This window comes from Paenibacillus polymyxa (assembly GCF_015710975.1).
In the GTDB taxonomy this organism is placed as follows: domain Bacteria; phylum Bacillota; class Bacilli; order Paenibacillales; family Paenibacillaceae; genus Paenibacillus; species Paenibacillus polymyxa.
Genome location: NZ_CP049783.1, coordinates 1,300,608 through 1,314,644, shown reverse-complemented (window position 1 = coordinate 1,314,644; position 14,037 = coordinate 1,300,608). Strand labels below are relative to the sequence as shown.

Genomic DNA, 14,037 nt, shown 5'->3' with positions numbered 1-14,037 from the left:
TATGTCATGAAGCATACACCTACGATTCGAGCGGAATTAGATAGATATTTACAACAAGAGGGCATGAGTCTAACGCAGTTTGGGCATGTAGCAGGCATGAATAGGGGAATCGTAAGCGCCATTGTGACAGGGAATAAGTCCATGTCTGTTAACCAGCTTGATTTAATCACTGAGGCTATGGGCTTACCAGAAGGTCACTTTTATGATCTATTTATAGAAAACTACATCATCGATCATCCACCCAATATGAGGCGAATCGAGCCGCTTTTGTTTCGATGTGCGGAGTTGGACAAGCTGGAGGCGATCCGCCGAGTAGTGGGAGCTATCATGGATAATCTACTGTATTCACCCAAGCTATTTGAAATTGCAGAGGAATTGTTGTCGCAGGAAAGACATGCGGCTGCATTGTTGCTGTATGAGGGGGTAGCTGAAGCGGAGAAATATCAACATTCTGAACGTTTGGCAGTCTGCCAATATCGTATATTCACGATTCAAGTTGGAGACGACCAAAGCCGTAATATCAGGGCAGCAGCAGTGTTTGAAGCTTTTGTTGAGCGCCTTGATGAAATAGACCAGCTTGACGCATTGAAGGATTTAGCTAACGTGTACAGGTCTTTGCGTAAATGGGACAAGGTTGACGAAATGGCGAAGAAAATGAGAGCTAAAGCCGAAATCCAATATACACTGAAACATCAACAGAACAGTCGAGAACACACTGAATTTACTGATAAGCTAAGCCGTCCATTGTTTGTATACATTTCCTATGCTGACCTGTTGTGTGCAAGCGTCTGTGAAGCCCAAGACGATTATCAACAAGCTCTAGACTATACATACACCTACGCTAATTTAGATTGGGTAATGGAGACTGACGAAGATACCCGGCACTGGATTAGCTTGTTCAAAAGTTGGGCAGAAGGTAATACTTACGTATATAAACTTTTATCAGGTGATATAAATGTGCTGCATGATTATGTTGAATATATTGTAGCGACATCAGCGACTAACGAAAACGAGAAGATATCAAAACTGCTCAATGTTATAATTGCCGCAAACCAATATAGCATAGATGTAGACGATATACTCAAACGATTTGAATCGGAGATTAATTCGTTTTCTGAACATCCGCTATCCGATGATATGTATACACAACAAGTGATACCGGACTATATTGCGTGGTTTGGTTACGAGTTAGCTTATTATTATTTACATCGAGGCTCCTACAATGATGGTTTTAAACATTTGATGTATTCAATGGTAAGTTATCATATACTGAATAATGAGACTTACTTTATAAATTGTATGGGGCTATTTTCGCATTTTCGGGAATATGCATCTCATGAAACCAAAGCTAGTTTTTTAAATCTTATTGAAAAGGTGTGGATGACTAATGTTGAAAAAAACGGTACTGCTGATCATTGCGGCTAGCTTTTTATTATTTATTGTTACTGTGCCGGATCAAGCCTTTAACCACCATAGTATCCAGCCTCAAGTTACCATTGGAGGAGCTTAAATCTAAGTAAAACAAATCCCCCGCTAACCTTAACTGGTCGGCGGGGTTATTTGTTATACAAAAGATTGACAGTGGCTTCAAATTAAAGCTCATTCCGTTTGTCACACAAGAAAAGGATCCTTTTATTAATGAACTAAGAGCAGGGAATTTTCGAAAATATAACACAACAGAATTACTTTTTATTTGTCTAGTTTAAATCCTACTTCCATTGCCAATTTGATTTCTTCACACATGTACCACATATCCGTAATTTGTCCATCATCATTAAATTCAAAGATACCAACTTCATCCCACTCCACACGATTATTGGTAGCAGGCATTCCAACAAATGTACCTTTGTGTGTTACATAGTAATGAAACTGTGCAATTACCTTATTTCCTTCTGCAACAACATATTTCATTTCAACTTTTTGGTCACTTAATGCACCGTGAAGTACAGCCCAGCCTTCCTTCATCCACTCTAAAAAATTCCCTTTTTTCGGAATTGCATCGCCAGTAGCTTCATAAAGAGCCGCAAAACCAGCTCTATGTGTAACAGCATCTTTCGAGACTACTTGACGAACGTAATCTACATCGTTAGTTGGTAAAGCCTCCGTAATAAATTTTCGAACAATCTCTTTGTTATTCTCTAGTGTATTCAAAATAGTTCCTCCTAATATTTTTTTGCAAATTTAGTAGTAGCGCTCTACGAAACAAATCATAAACCCTATAGTAAGAATAGGGTCAAATAATTTTTGTTTGAATTTTAAAAGTTAAATTGTCCCTCTAATTTGTGCGATATTATACAACATTAGACCTTTATAAACGAAAAAGTTCTTTCCTTATTCACTTTTCTTCATGAAAAAGAACGCAAGAAAAAAGACCCTATATATACTATAGGATCTTTTTTACTGGTCTATTCTCTTTGCTCTCAACTCTATAAGAAATGTCTCTTCTTTTAATGAACTATAGTTTGTAGGAAGAGAAACTTCATATACTTTTCCATCGATTTGAATATGATTTGAAACAATATAATGATAGAGCTTTTGATAATAATGGTTATAGTCATTATTATTCTCTGACGAATCGAACGCAATACAAACATAATCACCTGAGGTAATAGTACCTATGGTCATTGGTTCTTCTATGTTTAAACTTTCTTCAGATACTGATGTATAAATATACTCATAATTAATGTCAGTATCTTTATAGGGTTTCAAATTAAATATATATCCATACTGATTGTCAATTATACATCCTTTATCCTCTAACACGTTAGCCAACTTTCGAACATATAGACCTGGACGACCATTAAAAGGAGTGAGAGATGGTGTAGGCATCATCAAAATCTTCTCTTCTTTTATACTACGAAAATAAACTTCTCCTCTTTCTTTCCCGCATATTTCCAGCTGTTCGTTTAGTTGACGTTTTTTCTTCTCCAATATGCACTTTGCATCCTGCATTTTTTTAAACTCATTTTCAATTACAGCCTCTTGCTGCTGCAAAAAGTTCCACATATCTTGTGGGGTATTTAGGATAATCCGCTTAATTTCTTCTAATGGAGTTTGTATGCTTTTTAAGTATTTAATAATATCTAGATAAAAAAATTGACTAATATGATAGTATCTATAACCATTACCTGGATCAGTATAATCCGGTTTGAAAATACCTAACTTATCATAATATCGCAATGTTTGAATAGAAATGTTGTTCAACTTCGCAGTTTCCCCAATTGAAAAATGTTCGTTCATTTAAATATTCCTTTCTAATCGCTTTAAAAGCAAACCAATTCAACTGCCCAAACTCATCTAAAATCCATTTTTCAAGCTCATGTTAGGAGTGTATTGTTCTTTTTTGTAATATAGGTACAACAGTTTAGAAAGTCAATAAATAGATTTTCCATACAATCTTGTTTTTATTACTTACTAATTTATTGATTGACCCTATTCTTACTATAGGGTTTATGATCTGATACATAACTTAGATATGAATAATAAAGAAGGTAAGGTGATTATACTGATAAACAATAATAGAGTATGCGGGATACTTGGTATAACATATCCCATTGTACAAGCTGCCATGAACTGGATTACAGATGCAAACATGGTTGCTGCTGTATCAAATGCAGGGGGAATGGGAGTGTTAGGTCCCAACGCTGGTCCAAAAATGGTGGGGTCTAAACGAATTAATACTGAAGAAAGAATCCGCAATGAACTACGTAAAATTAAATCACTGACGGATAAGCCCTTTGCTGTGAACATAATCCTACCAGAAGAAGGAGTGGACGATAACGGATTTTACGTTCGGACCACTCTCAATGTTTCTTTTGAGGAAGGGGTAAAACATTTTGTAACTGTTGGTAAAGTAAATCGACAGGTATTTAAAGAGATTAAGGACCAGGGTGGTATTTTGATCCATCGTGAATTAAATCCTACTACAGAAGCTGCAAAAAGGGCAGAGGAGGCAGGTGCAGATATCATTATTGCCACTGGTTATGATGAAGGTGGAGTTATTCCTCAGCGCTCAATTGGAACGTTTTCAATTGTTCCCACAATAGTAGATGCAGTGGATATACCGGTAATAGCTACAGGTGGAATTAATGATATCCGTGGTGTGAGAGCGGCATTTGCTCTCGGTGCTGAAGGAGTTTATGTAGGGACTCGTTTTATTGTTTCGGATGAATGTCCTGCTTCAGATGTTACAAAACAACAAATCATTTATTCCAAAGGGACTGACCTGCTTTCAGTATCGTCAACTCAACGCTCCATACCTAATAAAGCAGCTCAAGAATATGAGGGTTTGTACAGAAATGGAATGCCTTCTGACCAAGTAGATAAAAAGATAAGTGAGAATGGTGGTCTTCGCACAGGAATGCTGGAAGGAAAGATGGATGAGGGAATTGTTTCAGTAAATACGGCTATAGATCTCATTACGGAAGTAAAGACATGTGAAGACATCGTCAAGGAATTGATGGCTGACTTTAAAAATGAATGTTGAAGGGATGGATGTTACATGCTAGAAATGGAAAAGAGCAAGACGCTTCGATTACTCATGCCACAATGGCAAGGTGGAAACAATCCACCGTACGTTCTTGGAGCCCATTTGTTAAACTGGCTAGCGCCTAAAACGGATGGTCCTTTTGAAGAAGTACCCGTCGATCTAGATGCAAGCCTTGAAAAAGAGCAGGGGATTGTTGCTAAGAGTACATTACTGAATCAAGCTCGTTCAGCTAAAAGATTAATTCATAAGCATAACCCCGATAGTATTATTGTACTTGGTGGCGATTGCGGTGTAGAGCTTGCTCCTTTTGCTTACTTAAATGAAAAATACGATGGAGATACTGCTTTGCTATGGGTTGATTCACACCCCGACGTTTCCATTCCTGAGGATTGGCCCAACCATCATGCCCATGTGCTTGCTAATTTGTTAAGTGTGGGAGATAAAGAATTTGTTGCAGAAGTGCCACGACCATTTAAACCAGAGCAGGTATTATTTGTAGGTCTAAACGATATGATTGAGGCACTTCATTCTAAGCCTTTACGAGATATGAAAATGGACATTGTAACTCCAGATGATATTAATGAGGACAGTTCCAAGGTGCTTCAATGGCTAGAATTACGAAAACCTTCTAAAGTTATTGTTCATTTAGATTTAGATGTACTGGATTTGAGGGAATTCCGTTCTCTTTTAGTTGCTAATCCTGATACTTACGATAAAATGTTGGGGCATACTCCAAAAGGATCTAGCATCGAAACGATTATACGAGTACTTCAGGACGTAGCGAAAGCTCATCAAATTGTAGGTTTGGGTATAACCGAACATTTCCCTTGGGATGCAATGGCATTGCAAAATATGCTACAACGCTTACCATTAATAGGGGATATAAATAAAAAAGACAAACCCATTGTTAACTGGACGCTATAGAATGTTTATATCACGCACAAACATCAATCTATGAGTACATTTAGTGAAAAACAGTACCTGTAAATTCTTTAGTGGTTTCGGACACGGGCAGCATGAGTCCATTAACCAGAATATTAAAGCCCCGGATTGCTCCGGGGCTATTTTATACGGCGGCGCAATGGTGAAGATTACACCGGAGTCAAACAGAAGCTGTTTATGAGCAATCGGTTTGAATCTAGAGTAGATGTGAAAAAAACTCCTTGTAAAAAAGAAATGCTTTCCATGAATTAATCCTGATTACCGATAGCATTTCTGACATGTGATGCCCTGGAAATCGCCGTTATTAGGATGACCGACAAGAACGTAAGCAATGCAAACATGATGCCGGACCAGATGAACTGATGTATGCCGAAGTGAGAAATAAACCAGCTGCCGACCAAAGTCCCTATCGCAATGCCAACATTGGAAAATGAGACAAATAAGCTGTTCCCGAATTCGGGTGCTTCTTTTGCCTCAGCCATTAACAAGCTTTGGCCGACAATAATCCCCCGGAATGCGCTACCCCCCAAATAAATACGATCAATATCATCGGAAGGAAATAAGAACCGAAACAGTAAATGAATAAGTAGATAGCCATATACAACAAGGGAAACAGGACTACAGTTTTTGTCATATTTTTATGCAAAAAACCCTCGAACAAAAAGTTCCCAACAATCATGGTGACACCAAAGACCAACAACATCATACTGATCCACGATCCGTTCATACGGGTGATTTGTCCAACATATTCGGCAAAGTAACTGTATACAGCAAACATAGCTGCAAAGATGAAAATATTAGCCATGTTTGCTATCCATAATCGAGGTTTGCGCAGTATGCTGAGCTGATTGCCAATAGACATTTTATCCTTAACAGGCATGGAAGGAAGCCAGACAAGGATCCCGATAAAAGTTATAAAGCTTATAACCGCTCCAAATAGAAAAGCAACTTCCAGAGAAATTTTGTTGGCGAAATAAGAAGTCAGCGGCACACCAAAAGCAATCCAGCTGATAATCCGGCAAAAACTCTGCTCACGGCTTTACTGCTTTTCTCGGCAGGAACAAGCTGAGCTGCGGTCACAAGAGCTATTGATAAATAGACAGGGTGAATAATAGCAGGAATAATCCGGAAAGCTAACATGACTTCAAATTTGGTTGTAAATGCATAGACAATATTAGAAATTGCAAACACTAAGATAGCAGTTAATAAGATGACTTTACGATTAATGCTGGAAGTAAGTAAAGTCAGGAATGGGTATATATTTCAGGATATTGTCTAAAACACTTGAAAACGAAGATACAATATTGGCTCCTCTATGTGGATATATATATCTGCTAAAAAATTATAATTCGATAGAAAAAATCCACTACAGTAGCCTCTATACTTCTACTACTAAAATGGATTTAACTTCCTTACCATCAGATGTTCATGTTGATTCGATTCCAAAAGGCACATATATGTGCATCGCCTTTAAGTGGTCTGTCACCGAATATTACAAGTATTTCTGTAAACTAAAAAAAGCCTATGATTTATTAGGCCTTTCAAAAGAAAATAATGTATATGAAGTTTCAGTGCCAAATAATTATGCTGCTTCAAATGATAAGGACTTTATGACAGAACTCCAAATAAAAATAGATTAACAAAAGATACGGATATCTGTAATACCTGACGGAACCTTATTTATTGTTGGATAGGCTATAGGAGCATTGTAAAACCTATCAAAACTCTATTCCAACGCACTCGTAACGCGTAGGCCGGGGGTTCAAATCCCTTCACCAGCATCTTATGAAATTCAAGTACAGCGCGGATTCCAGGATTTCGGAGGTCGCGCTTTTTTGTTGGAACGAGCATTTCTCTAACATTCTCTTATGGTGGATGAATACCGAAAGCGGGTCGCACCAATGGCTGCCAAGTGGAATGAATAGCGCAAAAGCAAAGTCAATAAGGTACCGCCGAAAGATGGGGAGCCAGTAAACGGCCAGCAAGAAGACAACAACATGACGACGGTGTCGCGATGAAGGAAAGACATGGATGCAGATAAGCATCGGTTTGAGCAGCGGCCAGATAAGGATTCCAAAGCTGGGCTAAAACACAAATATTAACTATGCATTAACGCCTAAGGGAAAATTGAATAGCATACACCGTAACGAAAAAATTCCTGAGGGAGTGGGTAAAATGAAGAATGCAAATCAGAATAGACAAAGTGGGAAACGTGGGTTAGGAGGACCGACGTATCTACTAAATCCAAATCAAGTGGCCTCGTTTATAAATCAAACGGTTGACTTTACACTTAATAGTGGGCAAAGAGTTTGTAGAGTCTTTATACATTCTGTATCACCCGAGACTAACCCTCAAAACTCAACTTATGGAGACTTCACTTATCTAGTTTTCCAAAATGGGAAGTTCTATATGATATCAAATAATGCAGCTAACATCTCACAAATAGGATTGGCCGGTTCGATTTGTATGTAAAATAAAGTGAGCACTCTAAACGGAGTGCTTTTTCTTTTGCATTTATACGACAGGATGTAAGCCATTTTGAGTGCTCTTTCCGTTACATGGGAATGCCGGAAGGAGTGCAGAAGAGAACAGAGAGAGGGCATGCACACGCTCTGACAGCCTATTAGCCACCCACTCGAATAGTGGAAATCAACTCCAATAGCCTTTTGAACATTTACACTACCTCTTTCATAGTTTATGGCAGTTGATAAAGAGAGGAGGCTACTGATGGAATACCAATAACAGGTTTTGTTGTTCATTCCGGTGATTCCGGCTCTAATTCATTCGCATATGCTTTTTATTAGTTCGTGGGATGGTAGACCAGTTAATGTTCACGTACATCCTTTTAAAGGGAATACATCACTTGATGTGGGACACTACCATCATTACGCTGGGTTAACAGAACCAGCTCCAAGTGGTGTTCCGCATGTTCATAATTATTATGCAGAAACATCATTTAACGATCAACATACGCATTTAATTAGAGGAACTACAGGACCAGCCATTCCCTTGACTGGTGGTGGGCATTACCATCATTTTGAAGGGTATACAACAGTAAACGGTAGAATTCCTCATGCCCATAGGTACAGTGGAAATACTGGAGATGAGAAAGAATATCGATAGTAATCAATTTGAAACTCAACCCCATACAAATAGTGGGACTGATGGAGTTGGTGCTGATGCTTAGATAGCAATTTGGATGGGAATTTCAATTTAGAAAGCACTAGAATTTTAACTATAAGGACTTATTGATGAAATGAGTGTATATTAGCTCCTGTAGTAGAGGCAGGTACGAACCAGCAAACAATTGTTGAAGTAATGCCCAAATATGGTGAAGCTGCGGCCGCTATACTGTAACGTCCCCCTGATTATCAGCGTATCCTCCGGTTGGATAGCGGCCCGCCACGCGTGGCATTTTTGCGGACTTCCGCTATTGCTGTGCCCCAGATGAACTTTAATTAAACCAAGCTATCAAACAAAGGAAGAAAGCTCCAACCTTTTCTGGTTCGGGGCTTTCTTTGTTTTGCCCAAAGGTCACATCATATTATTAAATAAATTAAAATAATTGCATTTACATTCGTGGGGGTGGTGATTGTGTAACATGGCGAGAGAACGGAGTCCTGAGCGGGACAAGGCAAAACAGATGTGGCTAGAGAGTGACGGAGCGAAGTTACCGTTGGAGGAGCTTAAACATAAGCAAAGCAACTCCTCGCTAACCTTAACTGGTGGTGGGATATTTTCTTTCTAATTACCTGCATGCCCAGTCACAGTGTGTATTCACACATATATTAAGGTGAGAATAAATAAAGGAGGGCTACAGCTATGAGTGGATGCGCAGGTCCAGCTGTTTGCGGTACGTGGACTTCTACAACAGCAATCTTGGTTCTTTATATCCTTTTAGTTATCATCCTTAAATCATGTTGGGTGTAACTTTTTGAAAAGATTGTATACATCCCGCATTCATCAAGTTTCTTCCGAGATTTGCCCGAAATTAAATTAGATAGAGAGCTCTGCTAACCTTATGGTTGGCAGAGCTTTTTAATTAAAGAAATTGCTTACGTTACGGAGAATTTTAGTTCACCTGGGTTCGTAGGCGCCGTTTGTTGGTCCCTGTGTTTATGGAAAAGAACGGGGAACAGGGCAAGAATTGAAAGAGGACAAGTTAGGGAATTATCTACGGGACAGACCCTATAATCCGAGGTCTAGGATACCCGTTACGGATTACTGCCGGTTAGTTTAACGGTGTACTTTACTTCCAAATTACAGGGCGATGGGCTATTTATTATTTAAGGCAGAACCAATATTGAATTCTATGTCACGCAGGTGACTGATATCTCTCATCGGTGGGCGTCCGAATAAGCGGGCGTATTCTCGGTTGAACTGGGAAGGGCTTTCGTAACCGACGCGAAATCCTGCCGTAGCAGCATCGTAACCTTCCTTGAGCATCAGCCGACGTGCGCTCTGCAATCGAATGATCTTTTGATACTGTAGTGGGCTCATACCCGTTACTCTTTTAAAATGTTTGTGAAAGGTTGTTGGGTTCATGTTCACTTTTTTTGCTAACTCTTCAATGACTAACTGTTCAGAATAGTCACGATTGATTACATGTATTGCATTTGAAATACCTTGTGCATAGCTTCCGATCACGGCGAACTGCCTGAGGAGCGCTCCTTGCTCTCCCTCTAGCACACGATAAAATATCTCCCGGATGTAGAGTGGAGCTAGTATCTCGATATCCGTGGGTGAATCTAAAAGATTGACGAGGCGAAGAATCGCATCTAACAGAAAGGAAGTGGACGGGTTAACCAAAATGCCCCTTCCCGTGTCTCCCTTTTTCTGCGAACTAGATTTCTTGCTTATATCTATAATGACATCAGGGCTAAGTGTTAATTGTAAACTTAGGTACGGCAACTGCGGAGAAGCATGAGTAATTTTCCCAATCACTGGTAGATGTACGGATGCGACCATATAACTGGACGAATCGCATATGAAGCTTTCCCCAACAAATGTGACGGTTTTAGAGCCTTGGGCAATTACGTAAAGAGAGGGCATGTTGAGGGTATGCGTCGGTTCCGTTTCCGCGGATGTGCGCCTGAAACAAAGCTCTGGAATCGCAGTTTGGTGTAAACCGTCCGTAGACGTATGCCGTGCAATTTGCTTAGCTAACTCCGTAATGAGTTGGTTCAAACTTATTCACCAATCCTTTTTCATTTAAGCTGATATGAATATTGTAACTCAAACTAGACAGGATTAGGCAAGGAACGCGTATGAATCGTCTACCTGCTTTATTTTGATATTTCTTATAATTCAAGGCGAAAGACAATTTCCAGATGAAAGAAGGATTCGGCTATGAGATTAATCCAGAATACAACCTTGTCCGGAATCAAAGATAAAGTTGTTGTTATTACGGGTGCAAGCAGTGGGATTGGTGAAGCGACTACGCTTTTACTGGCTGAGCATGGGGCAAAAGTCGTACTTGGGGCACGACGACCTGATCGTCTTGAAGCTCTTGCGGTCCGTATCGCGGAGGCTGGGGGTGAAGTCGTGTATGCTAGCACAGACGTCAGACGGCGGGAGGACGTAAACAAGCTCATCCATTTGGCATGTGAGCGATTCGGCACGATTGACGTTCTCGTGAACAATGCCGGCGTGATGCCGATTTCCCCCCTTGATGACTTGCGTGTAGAGGATTGGGAGAACATGATCGACGTCAACATTAAAGGTGTTTTGTACGGCATCGCCGCAGCACTGCCTGTCTTTCGCAAGCTGGGTTCCGGACATTTCGTCAATATTGCTTCTACAGCGGGACATAAAACTGTACCGAACCAGTCTGTGTATTCTGCCACGAAATTCGCTGTCCGCGCCATCTCCGAGGGTTTGCGACAGGAAGCCGGTGATAAGGTGCGGGTAACGATCATTTCACCCGGTTTGGTTCGGACGAATTTCGCTGAAGGAGTGACGAATCTGGAGGTGAAGGCCAGGCTCGAAGAGTCTCGTGACCAGTTCGCATTACCACCGGAGGCGATTGCCCGTGCCATTGCGTACGCGATCGAGCAGCCGGTTGACGTTGATGTGAACGAGATCGTAATTCGCCCCACATCTCAAATGTAAGGTATAAGGGGGATGATAAGTAAGCCAAACGAGCAAATGTACTCGTTGAGGCTTGCTTTTTTTTTGCCCCTATAGGAGCTGAGCAACCCACATTAAGAACCGGCTGAATGGCTTTTATTTATTTTTAAAAAGGCATTGAAATCACTGTAACCCTTAGTTATAATACAAGACATAACAAATTAAAGCGCTTACATGAGAGGGGGGTGAAGCAAATGAAGATTGCGGGGATGAATATTACGTATAGGCATTTTCCTTTCGAGCACTTCCTGGATCACGTGACTGAACTCGGGATCGAGCACATCGAGTTGTGGGCGGGCGAGCCTCATTTATACGTCTATCGGAATGTTCTTGGCAACTTGAGGCACATAAGGCAGCAACTGAAATCCCGAGACATGAAGGTCGTCTGTTATACGCCGGAACAGTGTGTCTATCCCTTCAATATTGCTGCTTCCGATTCCCAACTGCGGCAGAAGAGTATCGTATACTTCATAGATAATCTGTACGCGGCTCTGGAGCTGGAGACCAACATGATGCTTGTGACTTCAGGAATAGGGGACTTCGCTGTATCACAATTGGAATCATGGAAATATGCAAGCGACTCCATCTATCAGATATCCAGGGTGGCGGAGAAGGAAGGGGTGACTTTAGCGTTGGAACCTCTGACCCAATTCGAATCGAATCTAATTATCGATGCTAAGGGAATCAAGAGGATGCTGGAGGAGATTCGTTCCCCCTCATTAAAAGGGATGATCGATACCGTAGCGATGCAGCTCGCTAACGAGACACCCGAAGATTATTTCTCCCTACTTGCGGAGATGGTTCATTTCCACCTGATTGACGGTGACGGCTTGTCTGATGCGCATCTTGCTCTGGATGATGGGGTGCTGAATTGGCGGGAATATCTAACCAGTCTTCAGAGCCATCATTACGAGGGAGCTTGTACACTAGAGATTATGGGGTTCAATTATTATCAGAATCCACAGGAAGCACTTAGGGAATCAGTCAGGAAAATAAGGGGAATGGAAGTCTTATCACCTTGATTTGGAGGAACTCGTTATGAGTAATGACTCTCTTACACGAAAACTGGGCTTTTGGTCGGCCCTAGCCATCGCTGTTGGTACTACGGTAGGTTCCGGAATCTTCGTCTCTTCCGGTGATGTCGCAAAAGCTGCGGGTATGCCTTCGATCTCAATTCTAGCCTGGATTATTGGTGGAGTTATTGCGATTCCGCAGGTCATGGTGCTGGCCGAGTTGGCGACTGCCTACCCGCAAAATGGAAGCGGTTACGTATACTTGAATAAAGCAGGATGGAGGCCCTTGGCCTTTCTATACGGATGGGCAACCTTCTGGGCCCTCGATCCTCCGTCCATTTCAATTATGGCTCTGGCCATTGTTGCATACCTGGCGAGCTTCTTCCCTTTCTTCGTTGGAATTACCGGTAAACTGCTAGGAGTAGCGATCATTCTGATCATCACGTCCATCCATTACCGTAGTGTTAAGGCAGGCGGTAGTTTTCAGGTCATTATTACGGCTATCAAAATCATCCCTTTCCTGATTGTCATTGTGCTGGGCCTCATGTATATGAACTTTGACAACTTTGCTTACACGCCCGTCGCAGGAGCGACAAGTTCAAGCTTAATTGGTGGCGTATCTGCCACGACGTGGGCTTACACGGGAATGGCCGCCATTTGTTTTATGGCTGGAGAATTCAAAAATCCAGGGAAAGTTCTCCCTCGGGCCTTAATTAGTTCGGTACTGATTGTATTGGGTTTATATACGCTGCTTGCGGTATGTGTCACCGGCCTAATGCCGTTCGATAAACTGATGGGTTCCAGCTCCGCTGTGTCCGACGCCGTCAAGTACATTCCCGGATTATCCGGCATGGCCTCATCTTTTGTAGCTGTTACCGCGATTATTGTTATCCTGGGTTCCTTGAGTTCTTGCATTATGTTTCAGCCTCGCCTGGAGTATGCCATGGCGAAGGATGGGCTGTTCTTTCAGCGTTTTGCGAAAGTTCATCCCAAATTCGAAACACCAAGCTTTTCGATTATTGCTCAGGTTACGTTGGCCTGTATTCTTGTGTTCTTCAGCAATTTAACCGAACTGCTGGGTTATTTCACGCTGATTCAGCTGGTCATTAACATTCTGGACTTTGCCGCGGTCTATAAATGCCGTAAGAGAGAGGATTATAACCCGATTTACCGCATGCCAATGTGGAGAGTAACTACTATCCTGGCTATCCTTGGGGCAGGATGGCTGGCTTGGGGAACCTTTACGTGGGCTCCAGTGCAGGGCATGATTGCCGCGGCGATAGTCATCGCAACGGGGTTGCCTGTGTATTACTACTGGGAGAAGAAGTATGGATCTAAAAGCAGTCATGACAGTAGTAATATAGTGACTTAGTCCGGATGAACTGAAGGGGGCCGATGCTGACTCGCTGATTTCCTTCAGATTTAACAAAAATAGTTGTTTTAATTGTATTGTCTGGTTATGAT

12 protein-coding genes, 1 tRNA gene and 2 pseudogenes are annotated in these 14,037 nt (G+C 41.3%); 11 read left to right on the top strand and 4 right to left on the bottom strand.

The genetic code is table 11. From position 1 onward, the window contains the following. Positions 1-6: 6 nt before the first annotated feature. Positions 7-1,425, top strand: coding sequence for a helix-turn-helix transcriptional regulator (locus G7035_RS05955; protein WP_115293059.1), 1,419 nt, complete (start codon positions 7-9; stop codon positions 1,423-1,425). 264 nt (positions 1,426-1,689) lie between these two features. On the opposite strand, the gene G7035_RS05950 is transcribed toward G7035_RS05955, so the two are convergent. Further along, entirely contained in the window at positions 1,690-2,151 is a 462-nt protein-coding gene (locus G7035_RS05950; RefSeq protein ID WP_019685983.1) for an ester cyclase, read from the bottom strand. Between the two features lie 246 nt (positions 2,152-2,397). Next, the gene (locus G7035_RS05945) at positions 2,398-3,240 is read right to left on the bottom strand and encodes a MerR family transcriptional regulator (protein ID WP_019685984.1); all 843 of its coding nucleotides are present in this window, start codon (positions 3,238-3,240) and stop codon (positions 2,398-2,400) included. 235 nt (positions 3,241-3,475) lie between these two features. On the opposite strand from G7035_RS05945, the gene G7035_RS05940 reads away from it, so the two are divergent. Together G7035_RS05940 and G7035_RS05935 are read left to right on the top strand one after the other, a co-directional pair. Continuing rightward, entirely contained in the window at positions 3,476-4,486 is a 1,011-nt protein-coding gene (locus G7035_RS05940) for an NAD(P)H-dependent flavin oxidoreductase (RefSeq protein ID WP_049789161.1), read from the top strand. A gap of 15 nt (positions 4,487-4,501) precedes the next feature. After that, a complete protein-coding gene (locus G7035_RS05935; RefSeq protein ID WP_019685986.1) occupies positions 4,502-5,413 on the top strand; it encodes an arginase family protein in 912 nt (303 codons plus the stop codon). A 266-nt stretch (positions 5,414-5,679) separates the two neighbouring features. On the opposite strand, the pseudogene G7035_RS05930 reads toward G7035_RS05935, so the two are convergent. Then, positions 5,680-6,685 (bottom strand): annotated as a pseudogene (locus G7035_RS05930) (MFS transporter); the annotation flags it as partial. Between G7035_RS05930 and G7035_RS05925 the strand changes: the two are divergent. The 5 genes and pseudogenes from G7035_RS05925 to G7035_RS27265 all read left to right on the top strand — a co-directional run bounded on the left by G7035_RS05925 (position 6,682) and on the right by G7035_RS27265 (position 9,361). After that, entirely contained in the window at positions 6,682-7,071 is a 390-nt protein-coding gene (locus tag G7035_RS05925) for a hypothetical protein (protein ID WP_019685988.1), read from the top strand. The pseudogene G7035_RS05930 and the gene G7035_RS05925 overlap by 4 nt on opposite strands. 54 nt (positions 7,072-7,125) lie before the next feature. Further along, positions 7,126-7,212: transfer RNA gene (locus tag G7035_RS05920), tRNA-Thr, on the top strand. 951 nt (positions 7,213-8,163) lie between these two features. Then, positions 8,164-8,554: pseudogene (locus tag G7035_RS05915) on the top strand (YmaF family protein). 478 nt (positions 8,555-9,032) lie between these two features. After that, positions 9,033-9,179: a phage terminase small subunit-related protein gene (locus tag G7035_RS27270; protein WP_016819454.1), complete on the top strand. Its 147-nt coding sequence runs from the start codon at positions 9,033-9,035 to the stop codon at positions 9,177-9,179. A 74-nt stretch (positions 9,180-9,253) separates the two neighbouring features. Then, positions 9,254-9,361: a hypothetical protein gene (locus G7035_RS27265; protein WP_016819455.1), complete on the top strand. Its 108-nt coding sequence runs from the start codon at positions 9,254-9,256 to the stop codon at positions 9,359-9,361. 345 nt (positions 9,362-9,706) lie between these two features. Here the strand turns inward: G7035_RS27265 and G7035_RS05905 are convergent, their stop codons facing one another. Then, positions 9,707-10,618 (bottom strand): AraC family transcriptional regulator, encoded by a 912-nt coding sequence (locus G7035_RS05905; RefSeq protein ID WP_019685991.1) that lies wholly within the window; start codon positions 10,616-10,618, stop codon positions 9,707-9,709. A gap of 162 nt (positions 10,619-10,780) precedes the next feature. Here G7035_RS05905 and G7035_RS05900 point away from each other — a divergent pair, with 162 nt between their 5' ends. From G7035_RS05900 to G7035_RS05890, 3 genes are all read left to right on the top strand, one after another. Then, positions 10,781-11,542: an SDR family oxidoreductase gene (locus G7035_RS05900; RefSeq protein ID WP_019685992.1), complete on the top strand. Its 762-nt coding sequence runs from the start codon at positions 10,781-10,783 to the stop codon at positions 11,540-11,542. Between the two features lie 212 nt (positions 11,543-11,754). Further along, positions 11,755-12,582 (top strand): TIM barrel protein, encoded by an 828-nt coding sequence (locus G7035_RS05895; RefSeq protein WP_019685993.1) that lies wholly within the window; start codon positions 11,755-11,757, stop codon positions 12,580-12,582. A 16-nt stretch (positions 12,583-12,598) separates the two neighbouring features. Then, the gene (locus G7035_RS05890; protein WP_019685994.1) at positions 12,599-13,945 is read left to right on the top strand and encodes an amino acid permease; all 1,347 of its coding nucleotides are present in this window, start codon (positions 12,599-12,601) and stop codon (positions 13,943-13,945) included. The last annotated feature ends 92 nt before the right edge of the window (positions 13,946-14,037 follow it).